Below are 22,411 nucleotides of genomic sequence, written 5' to 3' on the forward strand. Positions count from 1 at the left end.
TATTGAAACAGGAGTTTCTTTTTATAGGGAGAATAGTATTGACTTCACCGAACCGAAAAGTGCTTTTCGTATATTTTGCATTGTTGGGATTATGGGGACGATTGCGGGGCTTAAGCTGGTGAGTTGAACGAATCGTGCTTTTACTGTCCTAAAATAGCGGGATAAGTCTTTTTTTGGGGGATATTAATTGGTTATTGTGTGGTGTAATATGGTTTTAAAAGGATTATATTCAATATTATAGGGGATGATTGAGTGGACGATGCAAAAATTCAAATCAAAAAGACAAAGAGGAAAGTAGCATTGGTATTATTTGCTGCGCTAGTAATAATCATTGGCTTCGGATATTGGAAATTTTTTAGTTTGCAAGGCGTTCCGAAAGGAGAAGTGATTCGAACTGTGAAATCCCCAGATGGAAAACATGTTATAAAAACTTATTTTCATAATGGCGGGTCATTAAGTGCAGATGCTGTTAGAGGAGAGCTGGTTAATCTTAGTTCCGCTTCCACCAAGAATATATATTGGAACTATCCAGATACAGATCCATACATTGAATGGATAGATAAAGATAGAGTTAGAATCGGAGATCAAACGTTAGATATTTCAAAGAAAGAAACCTATGATTGGCGTGACGATGATAAGCATATAAAAGAATATCCAAAACAGTTTGTTCAATAAATGGGATAGAACGATTTTGATCAAATAAAGGACAAGAGTAATGAAAAGAGCTATCTTTTCTACATTAAGTGGGAAGGTGGCTTTTATCTTTTTAGTGTAAAAGTATTGAGATTACAATAAAGAAGATAAAACCAGAAACCAAAAAAGAAGCAACCCCTAATGTTTTTCTACTCGCTTTCATTTCAGAAATGCCCATGATAATGAACATACATGCGAGTGAGAGTTGCATGTAAGGAAGTACATCAGTTTTTGTAAAATAGTAATACCCTAAAAGAACGAGTGTCAGTAGTCCGAAAAAAACACGTAATTCAGTTAGCATTGTGTCCCTCCTTCAAAAGCTAATATTAGCGGAGAAATTCTGATATAGCGATGAATAAAACGGCAGCTCCAACTAGAAAACAGATCGTTCCACTTACTTTCTTTTGTTCACGTAATTCCTCAATACTCATAATGAAAGACATTAAGCCTAAAGCAATGAACATATAAAGCATAATGCCTCTGTTATCTGTGATAAAACTATAGATAGACAAAGCTAATGCAATGAGTGCAAATGTAATTCGAGCGATTTTTAGCATATTAATCCCTCCGTAAGAAAATAGTCGTTACATAATATACTTTACTGCGAGAACAGCCCACACGAAAATTCCTGCCACCATACAGGTCAAACTTGTGCTTGGGTCTTTCTTTTGTATTTGTTCAATCGCGATTATAAATATTAAGGCTCCTAAGAAAAATTGTGAAAGAGTAAGAAATGAATCATTATGTGTAAATAGACTGTACAAGGATACGATAATGACAATGAAAGCAGTTAAGAGGCGGAGTATACGAAGCATATTATTGATCCTCCTTTTTATTTGCCAGATAAGGATTGTCCTCTGGTTTATCAACCGAATGTTTATATGAATAGCCCTTATTAATCGTTAATACAGAGAGTACCAATACGAGAATGACAATAATGACGCCGATGATTAATATTTTTAACATCCAGTTCCTCTCCTTTTCTTAATTTTACCATTAAACGAAACTTTACTTTACATAATTTTGTAATTGTTGAAAATAATAGAAAGAAAAAGGGTGAAAGAAGGGCGTTATATGGATAATAAGAAAACTTACTATATATCAGTAGGAAATGGTCAGATCTCGCAGGTGAAAACGGCAGATACATATAGCTTTGAAATCCAGGCAAATGATGAGGAAATTACCCAGCTTCGGGAATACTTCGATCAAGCGTATCATGAAGATCTTGGCTCTTTTGTACGTTCGCACGTTCCGTATGTTGAGTATCATCATGATTCGAATAATGACCGGTATGATGAACAACTGCAGAAAGCCTATGAGATGATTTATGATTTAGGGAATCATGAAACGAAAGAATTAGTCGCGCAAATGGGAATAATCAATGGATTGTAGTTGGATAACATTATGCATATGAATGAGAATTGTGCTACAATTTGTGGTAGGAAAAACTTGTAACCATCTATAGGGGAGTAATGGCATGTACAAATTTAAAGATTATTACCACAACACTGTACAATTATCGTTTGAACGTTATCCATTTTCTCCTGAGCCAAAGCATGTTTGGGTTGTATGCCGGTACGGGGATCAATGGTTATTAACGCATCATTTGCGCCGCGGTCTTGAATTTCCAGGTGGCAAGGTAGAGCTGGGGGAAACACCGGAAGAAGCAGCAGTTCGAGAGGTTCATGAAGAAACCGGTGGTATTGTTTCTGATTTAACTTACTTAGGACAATACAAAGTATCTGGAAAAGACAAAATAATCATTAAAAACATTTATTTCGCAACAATTAGTGCAGTAGAAGAACATACGCACTACGAAGAGACAAAAGGGTCTGTTCTATTAAAAGAAATCCCGGATAACATTAAAACTGATAGGAAATTTAGCTTTATTATGCGTGATGATGTATTAGCGCGTACGATGAAACATATAGAAGAACTCGGCTGTTTTACGAAGTAAAGGGGCCGGGTTCTTTTTGTTATTAAAATTATATTTGTTCTTTCGGTATATATTCCGGCGGAGTATGTGTAATGTAGTGCTACCAATATATATTCATGGAAAAACTTATATGGAGTGTTAAAAAAGATAGAAACAAATTCACGATATGTATCATAGAGTGACTTTATATAAAATGAAGACAAAATAGTTATTTAATAAAAGTAAATTAATTTTTTTCCTGACCCCCTTAAAATGGTGTACTCATTCGAATTCTATAATAGAAAAATGATTTAAGGGACCTTAACATAAAAAGAAGGTTTGTGCGTATAAGTATATGCCTTACATATATGCATTAAAAATACAAAGAGTTATAACTAATACTATTACATGCAATCAAAAACTCACTGGATTAACCGAATAATATATTGTCTTAATATTATTCAGTTAACAAAAAACTTAAAAAGGAAAAATTATCTTTTTAATTGCATTTAGAATGTTGGTATTATAACATTAGAATTAAATTGAATTATGAAAATTAGTGTATGGTAACACCTAATCCTAGTGGATTTTGAGAACTTGACTTATGGCAATCTCCAAACTAAAAGGCCCTATGTAGTCATATCGCGCTACATAGGGCCTTTTAGTTTTGGGGCTGCTTTTTTTGATTTCATATGTTTATAGAAATCAAATGTTGAGTTTTTAATTATCTTGCTAGAATTAGATCTTTATATTTTTAAATCAAGTGGATAAGGAAAGGTGAACTACACATGTTGAAGAAAACTGTAGTAGCTGTTTTAACATTAGGCTATGTGCTTAGCCCAATGCAAGCTTTGGCTGAAACAGAGAATGAACAGCTACCTTTGGAACAAAAAATTAGTACTGAGAAACAAGAACAATCTAAACAGGGCAATCAATTACTACCCGAGCAAAAGAAGCAAGAACAAGAAATTAGTACTGAGAAACAAGAACAATCTAAACAGCAAGATCAGCTATTACCTGAGCAAAAACAGCAAGAACAAAAGACAATACAGCAAGATATAACCAAGCAGCCTGGGACAGCAGGGGTAAAAAGTGAGCAACCACTAGGTACTAGTGAAATAGAAACGAATCAAACTACTGTTAAAACAGTACAGGCAGCACCTAAAACACAAGGAGGTTGGGTGAATAGAGATAATAAGTGGTATTATATTCAGCCAGATGGAAAACAGAAAACGGGTTGGCTGCAAGAAGGGACTACTTGGTACTATTTGCAACAAGATGGAGCAATGAAAACGGGCTGGTTGAAAGAAGGGACAACCTGGTATTACTTGCAAAGCAATGGAGCAATGAAAACGGGCTGGTTGCAGGAAGGGACAACCTGGTATTACCTGCAAAGTAGTGGAGCAATGAAAACGGGCTGGTTACAGGAAGGAACAACCTGGTATTACCTGCAAAGTAGTGGAGCAATGAAAACGGGCTGGTTACAGGAAGGAACAGCCTGGTATTACCTGCAAAGTAGCGGAGCAATGAAAACGGGTTGGTTACAGGAAGGAACAACTTGGTACTATTTAGAAAGCAATGGAGCAATGAAAATAGGCTGGTTGCAGCTTGAAGATAAAAAATATTACTTCGAAAGTAATGGAGTAATGAAGACAGGCTGGCTACAGCTTGGGGATAAAAAATATTATTTAGAAAGCAGCGGAGCAGCGAAAACAGGTTGGCTGCAGCTTGGGGATAAAAAATATTACTTCGAAAGCAATGGAGCAATGAAAACAGGTTGGCTGCAGCTTGGGGATAAAAAATATTACTTCGACAGTAATGGAGTAATGAAGACAGGCTGGCTACAGCTTGGGGATAAAAAATATTATTTAGAAAGCGATGGAGCAGCGAAAACGGGCTGGCTACAAGAAGGAACAACTTGGTACTACTTCCAAAATACTGGTGAGATGAAAACGGGCTGGTTGCAGGAAGGAACAACTTGGTACTATCTGCAAAGCAACGGAGCGATGCAAACAGGTTGGCTACAGGAAGGAACAACTTGGTACTACCTGCAAGGCAACGGAGCGATGCAAACAGGTTGGCTACAGGAAGGAACAACTTGGTATTACCTGCAAGGCAATGGGGCAATGCAAACAGGTTGGCTACAGGAAGGAACAACTTGGTACTACCTGCAAGGCAATGGGGCAATGAAAATCGGATGGTTAGAAGAGAATGGTAAAGTATACTATTTTGATACAAATGGTGTTTGGATTGAAAATCCAATCATATTCGGTAAAACAATTATAGTTGATCCAGGACATGGTGGATATGATTCAGGGACATTATATGAAAATATATACGAAAAAACGATTGCCCTGCAAGTAGGTTTGAAGTTAAAGAGTTTATTAGCTCAGAGTGGTTCAAATGTTGTGATGACACGAGCAACAGATATCTTTATTCCATTAGGAGATCGTGTTCATATTTCAAATGAAAACAAAGCAGATATTTTTGTTAGTGTGCATGTAAATTCAGCCGATGCGACTGCAGCAGAAGGAATTGAAACGTTATATAATTCTGAACACCCAAAAAGTAAAGAAGCACTTACTTTAGCAAATGCTGTACAGAATGCTTTAATTAAAAATACAGGTGCTAAAAATAGATTTGTAAAAGATCGACCAGAACTTCGTGTGTTAAAGGCGGATAATAGTGCACCACCTATATTGGTAGAAACAGGGTTTTTATCAAATCCTAATGAAAGAGTAAAATTGACTTCTGACAAATATCAAAAGGTGCTGGCACAATCTGTGTTTGAAGGAGTTCTAAAATATTTTTCTAATTAGAGGTAGCGTAACATCGCTAGTAAGCTAGGAAAAAGAAATACACTCTTAAAATGAAAAAACGCCATTCTTTCTCTAGAATTATAGGAAAGGATGGCGTTTTTGTCTCTGATGAATTACAACCTTAGCTTGATAGCGATGGGGCAGCACCCCACATCCATCAACTTAAGCATTTAGGCTATTCTTAAAGTTAAAAGCACGTTACTATTATCTGTGTTCTTCTTCATATATTTGCACCAGAACCCTTTGTCTTTTGTCTTATTATTATTCAAGTAAGATTTTAGACTATTTCTTGTATGCAAAAAAACGTTTAGGTATATTATATAGCTTTTTCATAATTGTATGTATTGAAAGCGTTTTCATTTATGGGAATTATTATAATCTACATTTTTCACAAAACATTTCTTAGCATATTTAACTTTAAGCATTGGTAACAAACCCCTTATTGTTTATAGTTTTTAACTATGATTTTTTCTTATTTTTAATATATAGATTCCTAAAATAACAAATCCTAGTCCTACAAACGGGTCAGTTGGAAACTTCGTTCCTGTTGATGGCAGGTGATGCTTTTCCTTACTTGCAGGATCATTTTCTATTGTGTGCTCTTTACTTTGTATATCATAAGATTGTTTAGCACTTCCATATGTAGCATGCACTTTTTTAATTTCCAGGCCACTTGTTATTTTTTGATTCTTTATTTCTATTTCTGCTATCTCGCCAGTTTTTACTTCCATTTTTTTTATTGTAGGATCAAGTACATAACCCTCTGGAGCCTGAATTTCTTTTACAACATACGTACCAATAGGAAGTTTATTTAATGTAGCAATCCCATTCTCAGTTGTAGTGATTTCTTGTCTAAAATCGCCATTTTCACTTACAACCTCAAACACTGCCCCTTTTAAAGCTTCTCTATTTTCTCCTACCTTCATAATTTTTAACGACCCTAAAAATTCCCATCTTACTACTATATCTGTACTGCTTTTTTCACTCATTCTTGGTAATAAAGCAGTTGCATTTTGAATCCTTTGTTGGCCATCAAAGGTAATTGCTTGTAAACTCTGCAATTTTGCATTTACTCTTATCTTGAAATTTCCACTTGTTGCGTTTTTGGGAATCATAACTTTAAATTTTTCCTCTATAGAGAATTCATTCTTTTTTTCACCTTGTTCATTTATAATTTTAACTCCTTCTGGTGCGCCCTCCATTTGAACTGAGTATACTCCAGATACTGCATTTGATTGAACTCTATATAAATTTGTTTCAAAAAATTCCCCATTTTGCTCTACAGTTTGTTTTCCAGTAGGTATTACGTTCAAATATGTTTCCTGAACTTCAGTACCTTTAGAAGCTTCTTCTAACAAATGTTTTACAAGGTTATATACCTGTTGGTTTTCTGGCTTTGAATCGGAAATTTCAATTTTTTCAGATGCAATCCAGATAGCTAGTTGAGTTGCATAGTAGGCTTCCTCTTTTGTAGAAACTCCTAATTCAGCCGGCGTTTTTTGAGGGTATCCATAAAGTAAGACACGATATACAAAATCATTCTCTTTTCCAATTTCAGAAAGATCATCTCCATTAGGTGAATTCAGATCAGGTGATAAACAATATGCAACATCTTTTGATGACGTTCTTAGTAAGTCTGCCTTTATCTTTACTTTAGTACCTTTGAATTTAATATAATTCCAGTTCATTTGAAACTTTTCTTGATGTATTATCTCGGCTGCTGCTTGTGGAATAGAAACCCCTAGCAATATAATGATTAAACTTATAATTCCAAACCATTTTGTTAACATCCTGCGTTTCATTTCATTCCCACCATTCATTAAATTTTCAGGAAAAACCTTACATGCTGATTGTATTTGCTGTAAAAGAATATTGGTTTGATTATTCAGAAATTTATAGGTATAAATAATGATTGTGTTATAATTTCATATTTCCTTATAATCTTTATCGTTTAACTATATTTATAATATTTGTTAAACACACTACTTACTTAACTAAATGTACGGGCGTAAATATTATTCTATACTATTAAAAACTAATTCAAAAAATCAATTTTTAGAATTTAAATCTATGTATTTAAAAATAAATACACTTAACAATCCACCTATTAAATAAATGTTTTTTCTATTCAATTTACCTTCACAAAACTCCTGTCTGTATTTTCGGAAAATTTAGCTATATTTTACATTTATTATATTAAGAGAATACATGGCTTGCAATTCTTTTTTTTATGCAATATTGCATAAAAATTATTGTTGTTTTATGTTATAATATTTCGTTTATATATATTTGTGAGAGAATATACTTCTCAAAAGTAAAATAATTTTAATCCTTTATCACTCTTTTAGCTGTTTATATACATTAATAAAAAAGCTATAATTTCTTAAAAATAATGGTATAAAAAAGAAAGAACTGACCCAAGTATTTTGTTTGGAGTCAGCTTCTTTTTTTCTTACCTATTAATAGTTTCTCGAATCCTTCAACAAACACATACATAAGAGTAGCAAGTGCACATGTCAGTAATACACTCAGCAGTACAAGCGTAAAGTTAAATACTTGGAATCCGTAGCTAATTAAATAACCGAGTCCTTGTTTGGAAACAAGAAGTTCACCGAAAATAACACCAACCCATGATAATCCAACGTTTACTTTTAAAGTTGAAATGATAGCTGGAAAGGAAGACGGTAAAATAACTTGTTTATAGCATTGCCATTTATTTGCGCCGAATGTATCCATTACTTTTATATAATTAGAATCAACTTCTTGAAATGCACTGTAAATAACAAGAATGGTGATAATGATGGAAATGATAACTCCCATTGCGACCGAAGAGGAGATGTTTGGGCCGAAAATAACGATAATAATCGGGCCAAGTGCTACTTTTGGCATTGCATTTAACACAACAAGGTATGGGTCTAATACGCGAGCTATAAGCGGTATCCACCAAAGAACGGTTGCGATAATTGTTCCGAGAACTGTACCGAGAATAAAACCAATACCTGTCTCAAGCAGTGTCGTCCACATGTGAATCCAAAGTGATCCGTCTCCCCATTTACTTACAAATAACTCCCAAATACTTGAAGGTGAGCTAAAGAGTAAAGGATCGATCCACTCCTGTTTACTGGAGATTTCCCATAATGTAAAGAAGAGAATGAGAAGTAAAAATTGTAAAGAGGCAGCTGTCCAAGTACGCTGACGCTCTTTTTTTCGAAACTGTTTGTGTAATTGTTTTATATTATCCAAGGCGCTCCAGCTCCTTCCATATGTCTTGAAAGAGGGCTGGAAAATCAGGGTGGTACCTTGCTTGTAACGGTGGTAGGGAGCGAATGCTTTTTGGTACTGAAAATATTTTTGCGATTTTCCCAGGGTTTGCTTGAAGCAAGTAAATACGATCACTCATTGCGATTGCTTCTTCAATGTCATGTGTGACGAGAAGAGATGTTTTCTTATACTTGTGTAATAAAGAAAATACGAGCTCCTCTAATTTTAATTTCGTTTGATAATCAAGAGCTGAAAATGGTTCATCAAGCAACAGGATTTTTGGATTTGTTGCAAGTGTACGAACGAGTGCTGCCCGTTGGCGCATACCACCGGATAGTTCCCGAGGGGATTGCTTTTCTACGCCTTGCAAGCCGACTTGCTTTAAAAGTTGTAAGGTATGTTCTTTCGTTTCCTCTCCATATGTTTTTGTAATGTGCAGCCCAAGCATTATATTTTCTTCAATTGTTTTCCAGGGAAACAAGTAATCTTGTTGGAGCATATATCCCATTGAAGAAGTTGATTTTGTCACTGGCTCATCTTCTACAAAGACAATACCTTCAATTGGTTTTAATAGTCCTGCAATAATAGAAAGAAGCGTTGTTTTTCCACAGCCGCTTGGGCCAAGAAAGGAAATAAATTCCCCTTCTTCTACGTGTAAGTTAATATCTTCGAGGACGAGCCGGGCATTTTCTTTTGCAAAAAAGCAGTGGGAAACATTAGATATTTGTAAGAAACTCATCGTATTCGCCTCTATTTCTTAATAATGCTTTCGGCAATTTTTGTATCGACGAGCGCCTCATGCGGAACTTCTTTTTGTAATTCTCCAGCTTCTTTCATAATTTTTTGTAGTTGTTTCCATTCTTCCGCGTCTAATAATGGATTCGTCGCATACGAATGTTGCTTTTTGTAGCGCTCGATTACTTTTACTGTAATATCTTTTGAAGTATCTTTAAAAAGTGGTGTAACAGCCTCGGCAATTTCTTCTGGACTATGCGTATCAACCCATTGTTGTGCTTTATATAATGCACGTGTGAATTTCTCCGCTGCTGCTTTGTCTTTCTTTAAAAAGCTTTCTTTTGCCATAAATGTTGTGTATGGAACAGTTCCAGATTCAGTACCAAAAGAAGCAACGATATAGCCCTTTCCTTCTTTTTCAAAAATACTCGCTGTTGGTTCAAATAACTGGACAAATTCGCCTGTACCAGACGCGAAGGCATTAGCGATATTAGCAAACTCAACATTTTGAATTAAATTTGTATCTTTGTGTGGATCAATGCCATTTTTCTTCAAAACGTATTCCCCAACCATTTGCGGCATACCACCTTTACGTTGACCAAGGAAAGTAACGCCCTTCACATCGTTCCAATTAAAAGAGTCTAATTTTTTGCGAGAAACTAAAAATGTACCATCAGTTTGCGTGAGCTGAGCAAAGTTAATGACCGGGTCTTTTGCTCCTTGCTGGTGAACATAAATGGATGTTTCAGAGCCGACAAGTGCAATGTCAATTCCACCAGATAACAGCGCAGTCATGGTTTTATCGCCACCAGCTGTCGTTTGTAGGTCGATATCTAATCCTTCGTCTTTAAAGAATCCTTTTTCAATCCCAACATATAACGGTGCGTAGAAGAGGGAATGTGTAACTTCACCAATGCGAATTTTTTGCACTTGTTGCTTCGCATCGTCTTTTTTACTACAAGCCACAAACGTAAAAACAGTAAGTACAAGTATACAAAAAACAGCTATAAATTTTTTCAAAATGTGACACCTCCTAGAAATGAATCTACTGCCATAGTATGTAGGTAAGTGCCTAGATGTGAGTGGATATAGAAGGAATTTTTTGGATGATAAAGAAGTACAAATATAAGGGGTGATAAAATGAAATATGAATATGATGATAGCATGCATTTACATCTTGATTATTTTGGAGATGAATTTGATGTGGAATCGATTGCTTATAAAAGAAAACATGAAGATGTGTGGGATGTATTTTTTAACTTTGCTTTTTATGGGATTCCGCTAGTACAGGTACAGGAAGATGAATTTATGGATGACTATTCCGGGTATCGCGTTTTTTCTGTACATGCCAATGACTTAAGCTGGGAATTTGGAAGTGCTAAGTTTGAAGAATGGCTTTTGGAACATCGTATATTAGAGAAATCAGTGCAGAAATAGAGTGATTGACTTTCTCGTTTTGTTACTGATAGTTGTAGCAGGATTTATGATATTACAGCTTCCGTTCATAGGTTCTATGATTACTACTTCACTAGCAAATAAATATGTAGAAGGGCTTTATTCATTGGAAGGAAAGAGTAAGCCATTACAGTTGTATGTGAATCGTGGTATTGGTACTACTAGAATGCCGGTACGGTTTTTAAGTAAGCCGGAACTTTCTGTTTTTTCATTAAAGAGAACAAGCACAGTCGGTACAAACAAGTGGAGACAAACCAACAAGATCACAAATCTCAGTTGGTTCTCATGTAGAGATTGTATTGGATAGTGATCGTAGTAAACGTGTTAGCGGTGTTGTAAAAGATATTTTAACAAACACGGAGACGCATACATACGGTATTAAAGTACGATTACAAGATGGGAAAATTGGTAGAGTTCAGAGTGTCGGTTAATAAGAAAGGAGGTTATCCTAGAAAGAGAATTTTTAGGATAACCTCCTTTTTTACATGAAAGTTCATAAATGAGACTATTTCATGTTAATACATAACATGGTAAAATTTTAGTTACTGTGCATGCAATCATAAAAATCGAGTGTGTTTGTTAATAGGTTTTGTAATATTTTGATTCGGTTCATATTTTTTAGAGATAATACATATTGATAGAGTTTTATATTGTAAATATTCACGTAATTTTAGAGAAATACGGGGGTGACTGGCGGATGCCCGAACCATTAAAGAAAAGTAGTCGCTATATGGTTGGATTGGACAGTCTAAGGGGTCTAGCTATACTAGGCGTCATTTTATATCATATTAATTTTAATTGGATGCCTGGAGGATTCCTAGGTGTTACTGTATTTTTTGTACTTTCGGGTTATTTAATTACAGATATTCTAGCTATAGAATGGAAAAGAAATAAGAGGATTGACTTGAAGAAATTCTGGCTCAGTAGGGCAAGGAGATTACTTCCTGGAATGCTTGTCATGCTTGTAATTGTTTTAGCATGGATTACAATTTTTCATAGTTCTTTGCTAGGAAAAATGCGTGGGGATTCGCTAGCAGCTTTATTATATTTCAGTAACTGGTGGTATATTTATCATAAATTATCGTACTTTGATAGTTTTAGCCAACTTTCTCCACTGAATCATTTTTGGTCGTTAGCTGTTGAAGAACAGTTCTATGTAATTTGGCCATTTATTATTAGCTTGGCGTTTCGTTACATAAAAAAGAAATCACATATCATTTTATTCATTGTTTTAGGGGCAGCTGCTTCTGCACTAGCAATGGCAATTCTGTATGAACCAGGAATTGACCCAAGCAGAATTTATTACGGCACTGATACGAGAGCTTTTTCCTTATTGATTGGAGCGGCACTTGCCTTAATTTGGCCGAGCAGTAGGCTTGCAAATAAAATTATTCCACAAGCACGTCTTATTCTTGACGTAGTTGGAGGAATTGCTCTTATTATTATCCTCGTTATGTTTTGGAAGACGAATCAATATGATCCGTTTCTATATCGCGGAGGAATGGTCATTTTATCAATTGCTACTGCCTTATTAGTGGCGAACCTTGCTCACCCAGCTAGCCGAATTGCTCAATTTTTAAGGTTTAGACCACTGCGTTGGATGGGAGTACGATCGTATGGGATATATCTTTGGCATTATCCGATTATCACGTTAACGACTCCGAAGGTAAATGCTGGAGAGTTTTCGCTTACAAGAGCAATTCTTCAATTTTTACTTATTATAGTAGCTGCACAAATTTCATGGAAGTTTATTGAAAATCCAATCCGACAAGGGGCATTGAAGAATATTCGCTCTAGGAATTGGGGAATAAAAAACTTAGCATTAAGTGGTAAGCTAGCCTTAGTATGCGCACTATTCGTTTCTACGACCGCTGTTTTTGGATTATCAACAGCTAGTAAAGCGAAGGATAATCCTCAAAAAGATAAGGTGGAAGCAGTACAAACGGAACAAAAAGAAAAACCGAAACATCCAGTGGCAGTTAGGGAAAAACCAGCTGATGAGCCACCTCAAAAAAAAGAACAACAAGAAGCTGCTGCGAAGCCTAAAGATCCTCAAACCGTTACAGCTGTAGGTGATTCCATTATGATTGACGTCGCCCCGTATTTGAAAAATTCATTTCCTAATATTAGGATTGATGCAAAAATTGGTCGACAACTATCTAAAGCAATTCCTGCGGTGGAACAGCTAAAGAATGAGGGGAATTTAGGGAATCATGTCATTATTGGATTAGGTACAAATGGTGCCTTTACAAAGGATCAACTCGTATCATTAATAAAAGTGATTGGGAATGAACGTAAAATTATATTAATCAATACGAGGGTACCACGTCCGTGGGAATCATTAGTGAATGAGAAGTTAAAAGAAGTAGCATCGGCTTACAAAAATATAACACTAGTCGATTGGTATTCAGCAAGTGCTGATAATAAGGCATACTTTGAGCCAGATGGTGTGCATTTAACGAAAACAGGTGCAGAAGCATATGCTGCGCTTGTAGCAAAAGCGGTGAATCAATAATTTGATTTGCATCACACTTTGACATAACTTCAAAGTGTGATGCAATAGATTGATTGAAATCAAAAAAGAACTTGTAGATACGCTACAAGTTCTTTTTGACTTATATTTAATAACGGGGTAGCCAGACAAAATAGTTCAAACACAAAGAACGGGGAGTTCTCTTTACAGTTAACCTGACAAGTTCAGTATATAACACATAATATCGTTTTTTAGTACATATTATTGAAAATTATGTGACTTATCAAATTGATAAGTCGGGGTAAACTTTTTCTACATTATTTGATATTATTTTGGTCAAACACTATTGTCGTTTATTATAATAATGTGTGTTAGTAATCATATAGAGAAAGTATATAGCTTTTGAGGAAGTGTGAAAGTGAAAAGAAACTTTATCTCATTTCAAGAAGAAAAGAAAAATGCCCGCCTCTTTTTATGGGTATTGAATATTGTATGGGTTATATATGAAATAGTTTATTCTATTATGCTAGGAGATTCTGTATCACTTATAAGATTAGATGTTCAAGTTCCAAAGTTTTTGTATGGAGCTTGCTTAATCGCAGGCAGTATGTATCTGATAAAAAGAGAACAGGCATATCGTGTTAAGTACATATGTTTAATAGCTTATATGTTTTCGGAAGGCTTTAATTTGTATTGGTATGCAATTCACAATAAGGTAGCATTTGATGATAGGAATATACTTGAATTTGTGTTTATTTTATTTGTGCCTATTTTTATGAGTAAAAGGTATTTACTGTGGCTATTTTTGATTGTTATGGGAAAGTATAGTGCATTTTTGGCCCTGGGGGAAAAAGAGGCATTTATGCGGTTAGTTATGTATAGTCTTTTATTATTTGTAACGTATCTCCTATTGAATCGATTTCTACAGTATCTTTCTACTGTAAATAATGTGATGATAGAAAAAAGAGAGTCTGAAAAGCTCGTAGTTATTGGAAAAATGGCAGCATCTGTTGGACATGAAATTAAAAATCCACTTTCATCATTAAGGGGATTTACACAATTGCAGAAAGAGAAATATGTAGATGATAAAGTGTATGAACATATGATTGATGAAATTGAGCATATAAACAATATGATAAGTGAGCTTATGGTAATGGCAACTTATAAACCCTCTACCTACAGTAGTTATTTAATAGAAGAAATTGTATCAAATGCGTTGAAAGAAATGAGTGCAGAAATCAATAGGAAACAGCTGTATCTCATTTATGATGTTGCACCTGATCAAATAAAAATAGATTGTGATCATCGTAAATTAAAAGGGGTATTTCTATACATAATAAAGAACGCAATTGAAGCGATGGAACATGGCGGAACACTTCAAATACATATAAACAAAAGAAATGAAGATGGTGCAATAGTAAGTATTGTAGATAATGGGTGCGGTGTGCAGGAAGAGAATTTGCAGCGTATAACAGAAGCTTTTTATACGACAAAGAAAAATGGCATCGGTTTAGGGCTTACTGTTGCTTGCAAGATTATTGAAGAACATGATGGGAAAATACACATTACGAGTAAAAGAAACGTAGGAACGAAAGTAGACATTATTTTACCTATATAAGAAAATTGAAAAACCGACATAAAACCTTTCTTTTTAGGTGGGAGAGAGCATCCGGCCATGGATAGAAGCGGTCAGATCCTTTTCCAGCCCCGTGCCAAGTGAAAACAAAGAGAGAAAACGAATGCAGGTCACCTTTTGTTTTTCATAGCAGCTTATATGTGAAAAATCAAAAAGGAGTTATCCCGCAAAAGCTCGACGGGTGATGGAAGTTTCACTTTATATAAATACAAATTGAAAAATCGACAGAAAACATAATTTATGTTAAAAAATCAAAATGGATTTATATAGAAGGCAAGATTCGTGAAGTATGTGTATTGTGAATAGAGGAGTTACTACATGGACAGTGTTTATAAATTAACAAGGGAAGAGATTCGAACGTTAAAGCTGTTTTTAAGTTTGTTCTTTACAACTTTTTTTATTTATGATGTTGCATATTATTATATTATGCCTAAGCTAGAAGGGGGAGGAGATGGGGGGCCAATTCTAGAAAGGGGTTTAGGGATATGGTTGTATATTCTCATGGTTATATTGGTGTTTGTGGGAATATATGTGGCGAAGCGACAGAACCCATATGCTGTGAAATATATTATTTTCATAGGATATAATATATTAGATTTCATTCATAATTTTATCATTTACTATGGAACAGATTTAGAGTTTGATGCAGGGAATATAGTGGAAGGGTTTTTCTTTCTTTTCGCACCATTATTTGTAAATAAACGCTATTTTTGGTTAGTAACGGGAGGGACAATAGTAAAGTATGTTTTAATGGGATTCATTGTGAATTCTTTTATTGTTCTCATTCCTATTGTTCTTTGTAGCTTGTTTTCCATTATAGGATGGATTATTTTATTGAGATTCCAATCTTATATACACACAATTGAAATGACACATAAGGAATTGCAACAATCGGAGAAGATGGCTGTAATTGGAAGGGTGGCAACAGTTATCGGTTTTAAAATGCGTAATCCATTGATGCTGTTGAACGGTTTTGTTAGAGGACAAAAAGAAAAGTATCCTGAGGATAAAGCCTATTGTGATATTATGGAGCAAGAAATCGAAAGAATCGATACAATTGCCACCGAACTGGTGGAGCTTGGAAATTCTAAGCCAATGGAATGCGGGAATCATAATATAAAAGACATTCTTTCATACGTGGTAAGAATTATGGGACAGTCTGCTTCGGAACGAGGAATTAAAATACATACCATTTATAAAGGTGAGTTACCAAGTATAACATGTAATGAAAAACGTTTAAAACAAGTGTTTTTAAATTTAATAAAAAATGCGATTGAATCTATGCAAGATGGTGGAATAATTATCATTGAAGTTACATTAAAAGATGCAATGATAATTCGAATCAAGGATGAGGGATGTGGCATACCGAAAGACAAAATGCCTAAACTAAGCGAAGCTTTTTATACAACGAAAGATGATGGAACTGGTTTAGGATTAATGGTTACCTATAAGATAATTGAAGAACATCAAGGAAAGATACAATTTGAGAGTGAAGTTGGAGTAGGGACTACAGTTGAGATTGTGTTACCAATTCACTGATGAATGAGAAAGAGAGGGAAGTAAATCCTCTCTTTTTATTTAAAATGATCGTTACATATACCTTATTAGATTAATTATCTATTCCTGATAATTAAAGGATCCGCAGTATTAGCCAATCTTTTTTAATCTCGTAGACCAAATCCAATTACTTTCTTTGTTTTCATATCAACAAATGCATCTACATTTCCAAGTTTGTAAGAACGATCAGATGGGAACGAAATACGAAAAACCTCTTTTCCTATATAAGAGGAATCTTTGACCGAAGATATTCCGGCTTGCAATGTTTCAGTTGTAATTGTAGCATGCTTCCAGCCATCACTTAGTTCTTCTTTCGTATGTTCAGATAATTGATCCCACACTGTTTTTCTTAATTCGTCTTCAGGGTTATTTTTACATGCACCTAATAAAAAACAGGTAAGAATGAGAAATATGAAAAAAATTTTTCGAATGCGCATTTAATACCACCATTTCTTTTGCGGAAGTAAAACAACATCCACATCAAAGTTTTCTATAAACCAATTACGCATCAATGTTTCCTTCACTAAGTATTCAGAAGCAGAATGTGACACACCGATAAGCGACATATTCGTTTCTTTCACATAGTCCATAATTAGTGAATACTTATGTTTGCCGTATTCGTTATCAATATGGCAATGAATTTCACCTGTAATATACGCCTCAGCGCCCTTTTCTTCTGCTTCTTTAAGAAGATCTATTTTATCACCGCATCCAGCGATAATTGCAATTTTTGTGATAAATTCATGTCGTTTGCCTTCAAAGTCTATATACGGAATGTGAAAGAGTTCTTTTAGTTGTTTTTCGAGTTTTCTTGTTGTTGTTTCAGGAATTTTGCAAATGAGTCCACATGGTATATCTTTACCATCATAAGCAAAACCATCTACTATATCGGCCTCTAGAGCTTTTGCAATCGCAATGCTTGTTCCATATGTTTGATGATGATCCATTGGAACATGGCATGTATAAATAGAAAGGTCTTTATCTTTGATTTCTTGTAAAGCTGGCATAATTCATCCTCCTTTATCACATACATTTTATATTAGTCTTAATTTTCTGTATACAATAAATGGATAGAATTTATAAAAAGAATGGTACAATATAAGAATTATGTACTGAGGTAGGAGGGACAATATATGTACGTTACTGTAACGGATGCAGCATATAAAAAGATTATGGATACGATTCCAAGTGAAGCGAAGTTTATAAAATTATTTTATGATAATGAAGGATGCGGCTGTGTGATGAGTGGAATTATTGATTTGGTGGCTGTATCAGAGAAAGATGAACGTGATGTAGATATTGATTCAAATAAACTACAGTTTATTGCGGATCGCACAAAGCTTGTTTTTATGGATGATAAATTGACTGTTGATTTACATGAATCAGGTGGACATTTTCAATTGAAGAGTCCGAATCAGTTTTATAATCCGAATATGAAACTTCATATTCGAGTATAACTTATGAAAAAAGGAGCAAACTGTACGCTCCTTTTTCTTATGAAATTCTTTAGTTTATAAAATGTACATTTAATTAAATTTTCTGTATAATCATCTGTGCGGAGGGGATTACGCATGAGAAGATGGGGGATTGAATTATTACTTTTAAATGTTGTTATCATTTGGGGGATAAATTATACGATCGGGAAATACGGACTTGAGGAGTTTTCAGCAGTTGAGTTTACTGCGCTCCGTATGATTGCAGCAGCACCGTTATTATTACTACTTACATTTTATATTGAAAAGTCATTGTATATGGAGAGAAGGGACATACTAAGGCTCATTGTTGTGAGTATTGTCGGTATCGTATTGTATCAAACGTTATTTATGGAAACTATTAAATATACATCCGCTACGAACGCTTCTTTACTCATTTCTATTTCACCTATTTTTACAACGATGTTTGCCATTTTGCTTAAGCAAGAGAAATTTTCTTCGCGAAAATTAGTTGGTTCTACCATAGCCTGTGGGGGAGCCGCTCTCGTTTTATTAGCTGGACATTCGCTTGTTGGGTCTTTTTACGGAAATGGAATTGGACTGATTACATCAATGTGCTGGGGGCTATATCCAGTGTTAGCAGGACCACTTATTAAAAAATATTCAGCGCTTCGTGTGACTGCATGGTCAGCAGTTGTTGGAGCGATTCCTCTTGTTATACTAAGCGGATGGCATATTTTTTCGATGCCGTTTCAAATTGAACAAGGAATGACATGGTTTGCACTATTATATTCTATTTTCTTTGTAACGGTATTCGGTTTAGTTATGTGGTATATTGGTGTTCAAAAAATTGGAGCTTCTCATACGATGGTATATATGTATATTACACCGCTTGTTGCGGTTGTATTTGCAGCGGTATGGGCGAAAGAACAGATTTCATTACAACAAATAATTGGTGGGTGTGTTATTTTTTTCGGTTTATGGTTTGTGAAATCCGAAAAACTTAGGACGCAGCCTGTCGTGTCAGAACATATATCAAAATAGGAAAACAGATCAGTCATGATCTGCTTTCCTATTTTTTTATTTTGGGTAGAAATATGAGGAACAAAATGGCAGTAATAAGTGGGATTAAGTTAAGAAAAGGTGTGCGGAACAGTGCAATGAGAATAATTCCGGAGAGAAGAACACCGAGGACAGCATAGAAGATACTATGTTTTTTTGTGTACCAATATAATGAGAGTCCTATAAGTGCAGGGATAATGAGGTGAATGAGAGCCATTAAAAAATAAATCATTATACGCCCCCTTTTTTGTGTACTTACTACATGCATGTAAATTGAAAAACTGACGTAAAACCTTTCTTTTTAGGTGGGAGAGAGGACCCGGCTATGCGTAGCAGCGGTCAGAGTCCTTTCCTACCCCATGTCAAGTTAGAACAGAGAGAGGAAAAGAGTGCAGGTGAATTTTGGTGCTTCGTGGCAGCGATTTTATATGTTGGAAAATTAAAGCGGATATATATACATCATATCCATAATCTTATAGATTGATATCACTTTTTTATAAATCTATGAAAAAATGTTTGCAAAAACGTCACAAAATGATCCTGCTTTCAAACTAGAAATCTTGTATAATGTTATTTCCGAAAAATATTTTAACAACATAAGCGTAGTGATTATGTTGTTTTTCTTTGAATGTAACAGATGAAGTCTGATGATATGTAAATAAGATGATAATGATAAAGGAGAATTGCATGATTAGTATGTCACTAAGGTCATTTAAAATCCAAATGTATTATTTGCTAGGCGCGATGCTATTAGGCTGGGCGATGACACCTTTTTCTGCTCACTTTTTAGGTGTGGGGATTGGTTTACTCGTTAGTATGTATTGTGTTTGGATTTTAGGAAGACGTATTGAAAAGCTTGGAGATAGTATTGTAAAAAAGAGTAAGGCACCAACACTTGGTATGATTAATCGCTTTGCAGCAGCGATACTCGGTGCGATTATTATGTATGAGATTGAACATCATATGGTCATGTGGGCATTTGCTGTTGGGATTATGGGTGGTTATTTTTTAATCGTTATTAATTTAGGATACTATAGCATGAAAGATGCGAGGAAATAGATAAATACAAATTGAAAAAACGGTATAAAACCTTTTCTTTTGGGGTGGAAGAGAGCGTCCGTCCATGGATAGAAGCGGTCAGTGCCTTTTTTTGCCCCATGCCGTGTGAAAACAAAAAGAGCAAGTGAGAGGGGAATCCACTTTTATTTCCGAAGCCGCGATTTATACGTTGGAAAATCAAAATATATATAGAAAGAAGCTTACGTTTTTATCGTAAGCTTCTTTTTTATTGTAAGTATGTGTAACCTATTAAGCCGCATGGGTTTTGTCGGTGAGTACGCGCACTTTTTAGGCTACAACATACTTATTCATATGAGTAAAGGGGTATTCAAACAGTAAAGGTTAAATTAAGCGATTGGACCGCCTAATTTGATCATGTTTTCAGAAACGTTCTCGAACTTCTTGAAGTTTTCTGTGAATTCACCTGCAAGTTCGATTGCTTTTGCTTTGTAAGCAGATTTATCAGCCCATGTTTGTTCAGGCATTAATACTTCATCAGGTACACCTGGTACATGAAGTGGTACTTCAAGACCGAAGATGTCATGTTTCACTGTTTCAGCGTTATCAAGCTCGCCGTTTAATGCGGCTTGCACCATTGCGCGAGTGTAACCTAAGTTCATACGTTTTCCAACGCCGTATTCGCCACCAGTCCAGCCAGTGTTTACTAGGAATACTTTTGCATCATGTTTCTCGATCTTCTCACCAAGCATTTCAGCATAGCGAGATGCATCAAGTGGTAAGAATGGAGAACCGAAGCAAGTTGAGAATGTCGCTTGTGGAGATGTTACGCCGCGCTCTGTTCCAGCTAGTTTGCTAGTGTAACCGCTTAAGAAATGGTACATAGCTTGCTCTTTATTTAATTTACTGATTGGAGGTAATACCCCAGATGCATCAGCAGTTAAGAAAATAATTGTATTTGGATGTCCAGCAACACTTGGTACGACGATATTATCAATCGCATCAATTGGGTATGCAGCACGTGTATTTTCTGTTAATGTAGTATCATTGTAATCTGCAACGCGTGTTTGATCATCAATTACAACGTTCTCAAGTACAGATCCGAATGTAATGGCATCAAAAATTTGCGGCTCTTTTTCATGAGAAAGGTTAATACATTTTGCGTAGCAACCGCCTTCAATATTGAATACACCGTTATCAGACCAACCGTGCTCATCATCACCAATTAATTTACGGTGTGGGTCAGCAGATAATGTTGTTTTACCTGTTCCAGATAAACCGAAGAATAAAGCGACATCGCCTTCTTCACCTACGTTTGCAGAGCAGTGCATAGATAAAATATCTTGTTCTGGAAGTAAGAAGTTCATAATAGAGAAGATTGATTTTTTCATTTCTCCAGCGTATTCCGTACCACCGATTAATACGATGCGTTTTTCAAATGAAACCATGATGAATGCTTCAGAGTTTGTACCGTCGATCTCTGGATCTGCTTTAAAGCTTGGTGCAGAAACAATTGTGAACTCAGCTTCATGATTTGTTAATTCTTCTTCAGTTGGACGAATAAATAATTGATGTACAAATAAATTGTGCCATGCATATTCGTTAACAACTTGTAATGGAAGACGATAGTTACGATCAGCACCAGCGAATCCTTTAAATACGAATAATTCTTCTTTTTCCTTTAAGTATTCTAATACTTTTGTATATAATTTATTAAAATGTTCTTCAGAAATCGGTTGATTTACAGATCCCCAAGCAATCTTATCGGCAACCGACGCTTCTTTCACAATGAATTTATCTTTAGGAGAACGTCCTGTATATTTTCCTGTAGAAGCAGAGACGGCACCAGTAGAAGTTAATTTTCCTTCATTTCTCATTAGTACTTTTTCCACTAATTGTGGAACGCTTAATTGAACCTGTGCATTGCTTCCGTTCAGTAATTCGTGTAATCCAATTTGGACATTCACAGTACTCATATTTATATACCATCCTTTTCATTTTAATGAAATATTTCTCGTAATCCCCATCAAGAGTATAACACAATCATATAAATAATGTATACTATTTATTTATTTTTGTTTGTGCGAATGTATTATTTTCCTATTTATATTTTGTCCGACAAATAATGCGAAAAACTTGTAGGAATATGTGAATATTAATTGACAAATGAATATCATTTCTTTAGTATAGGTTGGGACGGATACTCTCTTATCCCGAGCTGGCGGAGGGACAGGCCCGATGAAGCCCAGCAACCTCACTTGTAACGGTAATAAACAAGTGAATAGGTGCTAAAACCTGTGCGAGGCGAACGGTCTCGAACGATAAGAGCGAAGGGCAAAAAGCAGTATGCAAGTA

At 35.2% G+C, this 22,411-nt stretch carries 22 protein-coding genes, 4 pseudogenes and 1 riboswitch; of the genes and pseudogenes, 14 read left to right on the forward strand and 12 right to left on the reverse strand.

The window, feature by feature from the left end; genetic code table 11:
* Positions 1-43: 43 nt before the first annotated feature.
* Together AC1DIT_RS06230 and AC1DIT_RS06235 are read left to right on the forward strand one after the other, a co-directional pair.
* Positions 44-127 (forward strand): annotated as a pseudogene (locus AC1DIT_RS06230) (QacE family quaternary ammonium compound efflux SMR transporter); the annotation flags it as partial.
* A gap of 125 nt (positions 128-252) precedes the next feature.
* Positions 253-675 carry a DUF5412 domain-containing protein gene (locus tag AC1DIT_RS06235; protein ID WP_016116780.1) on the forward strand — a complete coding sequence of 141 codons (423 nt, stop codon included), beginning with the start codon at positions 253-255 and terminating at the stop codon, positions 673-675.
* A gap of 91 nt (positions 676-766) precedes the next feature.
* Here the strand turns inward: AC1DIT_RS06235 and AC1DIT_RS06240 are convergent, their stop codons facing one another.
* Genes AC1DIT_RS06240 through ytzI form a run of 4 tightly spaced genes read right to left on the reverse strand, consistent with a single transcriptional unit; the run spans position 767 to position 1,659 of the window.
* Positions 767-994, reverse strand: coding sequence for a DUF3953 domain-containing protein (locus AC1DIT_RS06240; RefSeq protein ID WP_016116779.1), 228 nt, complete (start codon positions 992-994; stop codon positions 767-769).
* Between the two features lie 25 nt (positions 995-1,019).
* Positions 1,020-1,250 carry a DUF3953 domain-containing protein gene (locus AC1DIT_RS06245; protein ID WP_016116778.1) on the reverse strand — a complete coding sequence of 77 codons (231 nt, stop codon included), beginning with the start codon at positions 1,248-1,250 and terminating at the stop codon, positions 1,020-1,022.
* 27 nt (positions 1,251-1,277) lie between these two features.
* Positions 1,278-1,508 carry a DUF3953 domain-containing protein gene (locus AC1DIT_RS06250; RefSeq protein WP_016116777.1) on the reverse strand — a complete coding sequence of 77 codons (231 nt, stop codon included), beginning with the start codon at positions 1,506-1,508 and terminating at the stop codon, positions 1,278-1,280.
* 1 nt (position 1,509) lies between these two features.
* The gene (gene ytzI, locus AC1DIT_RS06255; RefSeq protein ID WP_016116776.1) at positions 1,510-1,659 is read right to left on the reverse strand and encodes a YtzI protein; all 150 of its coding nucleotides are present in this window, start codon (positions 1,657-1,659) and stop codon (positions 1,510-1,512) included.
* 108 nt (positions 1,660-1,767) lie between these two features.
* Here ytzI and AC1DIT_RS06260 point away from each other — a divergent pair, with 108 nt between their 5' ends.
* The 3 genes from AC1DIT_RS06260 to AC1DIT_RS06270 all read left to right on the forward strand — a co-directional run bounded on the left by AC1DIT_RS06260 (position 1,768) and on the right by AC1DIT_RS06270 (position 5,427).
* Positions 1,768-2,085, forward strand: a complete 318-nt coding sequence (locus AC1DIT_RS06260; RefSeq protein ID WP_016133319.1) for an HAD family hydrolase — start codon at positions 1,768-1,770, stop codon at positions 2,083-2,085.
* Positions 2,086-2,170: 85 nt separating this feature from the next.
* On the forward strand, positions 2,171-2,650 hold the full coding sequence (gene mutTA / locus AC1DIT_RS06265) for an antimutator 8-oxo-(dGTP/GTP)ase (RefSeq protein ID WP_003202680.1): 480 nt from the start codon (positions 2,171-2,173) through the stop codon (positions 2,648-2,650).
* Between the two features lie 746 nt (positions 2,651-3,396).
* Positions 3,397-5,427 (forward strand): N-acetylmuramoyl-L-alanine amidase, encoded by a 2,031-nt coding sequence (locus tag AC1DIT_RS06270; protein WP_476998106.1) that lies wholly within the window; start codon positions 3,397-3,399, stop codon positions 5,425-5,427.
* 455 nt (positions 5,428-5,882) lie between these two features.
* Here AC1DIT_RS06270 and AC1DIT_RS06275 read toward each other — a convergent pair whose 3' ends face one another.
* The 4 genes from AC1DIT_RS06275 to AC1DIT_RS06290 form a co-directional block, all read right to left on the reverse strand.
* Positions 5,883-7,229, reverse strand: a complete 1,347-nt coding sequence (locus AC1DIT_RS06275) for a SpaA isopeptide-forming pilin-related protein (RefSeq protein WP_476998114.1) — start codon at positions 7,227-7,229, stop codon at positions 5,883-5,885.
* Positions 7,230-7,863: 634 nt separating this feature from the next.
* Positions 7,864-8,670 (reverse strand): ABC transporter permease, encoded by an 807-nt coding sequence (locus AC1DIT_RS06280; protein ID WP_016116768.1) that lies wholly within the window; start codon positions 8,668-8,670, stop codon positions 7,864-7,866.
* Complete coding sequence (locus AC1DIT_RS06285; protein ID WP_006096294.1) at positions 8,663-9,427, reverse strand: ABC transporter ATP-binding protein; 765 nt, start codon at positions 9,425-9,427, stop codon at positions 8,663-8,665. The genes AC1DIT_RS06280 and AC1DIT_RS06285 overlap by 8 nt, the downstream gene beginning before the upstream one ends.
* Positions 9,428-9,438: 11 nt before the next feature.
* Entirely contained in the window at positions 9,439-10,443 is a 1,005-nt protein-coding gene (locus AC1DIT_RS06290) for an ABC transporter substrate-binding protein (protein WP_016116767.1), read from the reverse strand.
* A gap of 120 nt (positions 10,444-10,563) precedes the next feature.
* Between AC1DIT_RS06290 and AC1DIT_RS06295 the strand changes: the two genes are divergently transcribed.
* From AC1DIT_RS06295 to AC1DIT_RS06320, 6 genes and pseudogenes are all read left to right on the forward strand, one after another.
* Positions 10,564-10,860, forward strand: a complete 297-nt coding sequence (locus tag AC1DIT_RS06295; RefSeq protein ID WP_006096292.1) for a DUF3986 family protein — start codon at positions 10,564-10,566, stop codon at positions 10,858-10,860.
* A 52-nt stretch (positions 10,861-10,912) separates the two neighbouring features.
* Positions 10,913-11,104: pseudogene (locus tag AC1DIT_RS06300) on the forward strand (metallophosphoesterase); the annotation flags it as partial.
* 19 nt (positions 11,105-11,123) lie between these two features.
* Positions 11,124-11,309: pseudogene (locus AC1DIT_RS06305) on the forward strand (YwbE family protein); the annotation flags it as partial.
* A 266-nt stretch (positions 11,310-11,575) separates the two neighbouring features.
* Entirely contained in the window at positions 11,576-13,393 is a 1,818-nt protein-coding gene (locus AC1DIT_RS06310) for an acyltransferase family protein (RefSeq protein WP_016116766.1), read from the forward strand.
* Between the two features lie 376 nt (positions 13,394-13,769).
* A complete protein-coding gene (locus AC1DIT_RS06315; protein ID WP_016116765.1) occupies positions 13,770-14,969 on the forward strand; it encodes an ATP-binding protein in 1,200 nt (399 codons plus the stop codon).
* Between the two features lie 336 nt (positions 14,970-15,305).
* Positions 15,306-16,526: an ATP-binding protein gene (locus AC1DIT_RS06320; RefSeq protein ID WP_016133316.1), complete on the forward strand. Its 1,221-nt coding sequence runs from the start codon at positions 15,306-15,308 to the stop codon at positions 16,524-16,526.
* A 122-nt stretch (positions 16,527-16,648) separates the two neighbouring features.
* Here AC1DIT_RS06320 and AC1DIT_RS06325 read toward each other — a convergent pair whose 3' ends face one another.
* Both AC1DIT_RS06325 and AC1DIT_RS06330 read right to left on the reverse strand, forming a co-directional pair.
* Positions 16,649-16,981, reverse strand: a complete 333-nt coding sequence (locus AC1DIT_RS06325; protein ID WP_016116763.1) for a hypothetical protein — start codon at positions 16,979-16,981, stop codon at positions 16,649-16,651.
* A pseudogene (locus tag AC1DIT_RS06330) lies at positions 16,982-17,542 on the reverse strand (Nif3-like dinuclear metal center hexameric protein); the annotation flags it as partial. It lies immediately after the preceding gene.
* Between the two features lie 135 nt (positions 17,543-17,677).
* On the opposite strand from AC1DIT_RS06330, the gene AC1DIT_RS06335 reads away from it, so the two are divergent.
* Both AC1DIT_RS06335 and AC1DIT_RS06340 read left to right on the forward strand, forming a co-directional pair.
* Positions 17,678-18,001 (forward strand): iron-sulfur cluster biosynthesis family protein, encoded by a 324-nt coding sequence (locus AC1DIT_RS06335; RefSeq protein ID WP_016116761.1) that lies wholly within the window; start codon positions 17,678-17,680, stop codon positions 17,999-18,001.
* 114 nt (positions 18,002-18,115) lie between these two features.
* Entirely contained in the window at positions 18,116-19,021 is a 906-nt protein-coding gene (locus AC1DIT_RS06340) for a DMT family transporter (RefSeq protein ID WP_016116760.1), read from the forward strand.
* Positions 19,022-19,049: 28 nt separating this feature from the next.
* Here the strand turns inward: AC1DIT_RS06340 and AC1DIT_RS06345 are convergent, their stop codons facing one another.
* Positions 19,050-19,271, reverse strand: a complete 222-nt coding sequence (locus AC1DIT_RS06345; RefSeq protein WP_016116759.1) for a hypothetical protein — start codon at positions 19,269-19,271, stop codon at positions 19,050-19,052.
* Positions 19,272-19,726: 455 nt separating this feature from the next.
* Between AC1DIT_RS06345 and AC1DIT_RS06350 the strand changes: the two genes are divergently transcribed.
* Positions 19,727-20,098: an ATP synthase subunit I gene (locus tag AC1DIT_RS06350; RefSeq protein ID WP_016116757.1), complete on the forward strand. Its 372-nt coding sequence runs from the start codon at positions 19,727-19,729 to the stop codon at positions 20,096-20,098.
* A gap of 347 nt (positions 20,099-20,445) precedes the next feature.
* Here the strand turns inward: AC1DIT_RS06350 and pckA are convergent, their stop codons facing one another.
* Positions 20,446-22,032: a phosphoenolpyruvate carboxykinase (ATP) gene (gene pckA, locus AC1DIT_RS06355; protein WP_016116756.1), complete on the reverse strand. Its 1,587-nt coding sequence runs from the start codon at positions 22,030-22,032 to the stop codon at positions 20,446-20,448.
* Positions 22,033-22,261: 229 nt separating this feature from the next.
* Positions 22,262-22,384, forward strand: a riboswitch (SAM riboswitch).
* The last annotated feature ends 27 nt before the right edge of the window (positions 22,385-22,411 follow it).

The organism is Bacillus sp. 05T22 (genome assembly GCF_056396765.1).

Coding starts and splice junctions, on each gene's coding strand:
- AC1DIT_RS06240 (WP_016116779.1), bottom strand. CDS start 994: ATGCTAACTGAATTACGTGTTTTTTTCGGACTACTGACACTCGTTCTT.
- AC1DIT_RS06245 (WP_016116778.1), bottom strand. CDS start 1,250: ATGCTAAAAATCGCTCGAATTACATTTGCACTCATTGCATTAGCTTTG.
- AC1DIT_RS06250 (WP_016116777.1), bottom strand. CDS start 1,508: ATGCTTCGTATACTCCGCCTCTTAACTGCTTTCATTGTCATTATCGTA.
- ytzI (WP_016116776.1), bottom strand. CDS start 1,659: ATGTTAAAAATATTAATCATCGGCGTCATTATTGTCATTCTCGTATTG.
- AC1DIT_RS06260 (WP_016133319.1), top strand. CDS start 1,768: ATGGATAATAAGAAAACTTACTATATATCAGTAGGAAATGGTCAGATC.
- mutTA (WP_003202680.1), top strand. CDS start 2,171: ATGTACAAATTTAAAGATTATTACCACAACACTGTACAATTATCGTTT.
- AC1DIT_RS06270 (WP_476998106.1), top strand. CDS start 3,397: ATGTTGAAGAAAACTGTAGTAGCTGTTTTAACATTAGGCTATGTGCTT.
- AC1DIT_RS06275 (WP_476998114.1), bottom strand. CDS start 7,229: ATGAAACGCAGGATGTTAACAAAATGGTTTGGAATTATAAGTTTAATC.
- AC1DIT_RS06285 (WP_006096294.1), bottom strand. CDS start 9,427: ATGAGTTTCTTACAAATATCTAATGTTTCCCACTGCTTTTTTGCAAAA.
- AC1DIT_RS06295 (WP_006096292.1), top strand. CDS start 10,564: ATGAAATATGAATATGATGATAGCATGCATTTACATCTTGATTATTTT.
- AC1DIT_RS06310 (WP_016116766.1), top strand. CDS start 11,576: ATGCCCGAACCATTAAAGAAAAGTAGTCGCTATATGGTTGGATTGGAC.
- AC1DIT_RS06320 (WP_016133316.1), top strand. CDS start 15,306: ATGGACAGTGTTTATAAATTAACAAGGGAAGAGATTCGAACGTTAAAG.
- AC1DIT_RS06325 (WP_016116763.1), bottom strand. CDS start 16,981: ATGCGCATTCGAAAAATTTTTTTCATATTTCTCATTCTTACCTGTTTT.
- AC1DIT_RS06335 (WP_016116761.1), top strand. CDS start 17,678: ATGTACGTTACTGTAACGGATGCAGCATATAAAAAGATTATGGATACG.
- AC1DIT_RS06340 (WP_016116760.1), top strand. CDS start 18,116: ATGAGAAGATGGGGGATTGAATTATTACTTTTAAATGTTGTTATCATT.
- AC1DIT_RS06345 (WP_016116759.1), bottom strand. CDS start 19,271: ATGATTTATTTTTTAATGGCTCTCATTCACCTCATTATCCCTGCACTT.
- AC1DIT_RS06350 (WP_016116757.1), top strand. CDS start 19,727: ATGATTAGTATGTCACTAAGGTCATTTAAAATCCAAATGTATTATTTG.
- pckA (WP_016116756.1), bottom strand. CDS start 22,032: ATGAGTACTGTGAATGTCCAAATTGGATTACACGAATTACTGAACGGA.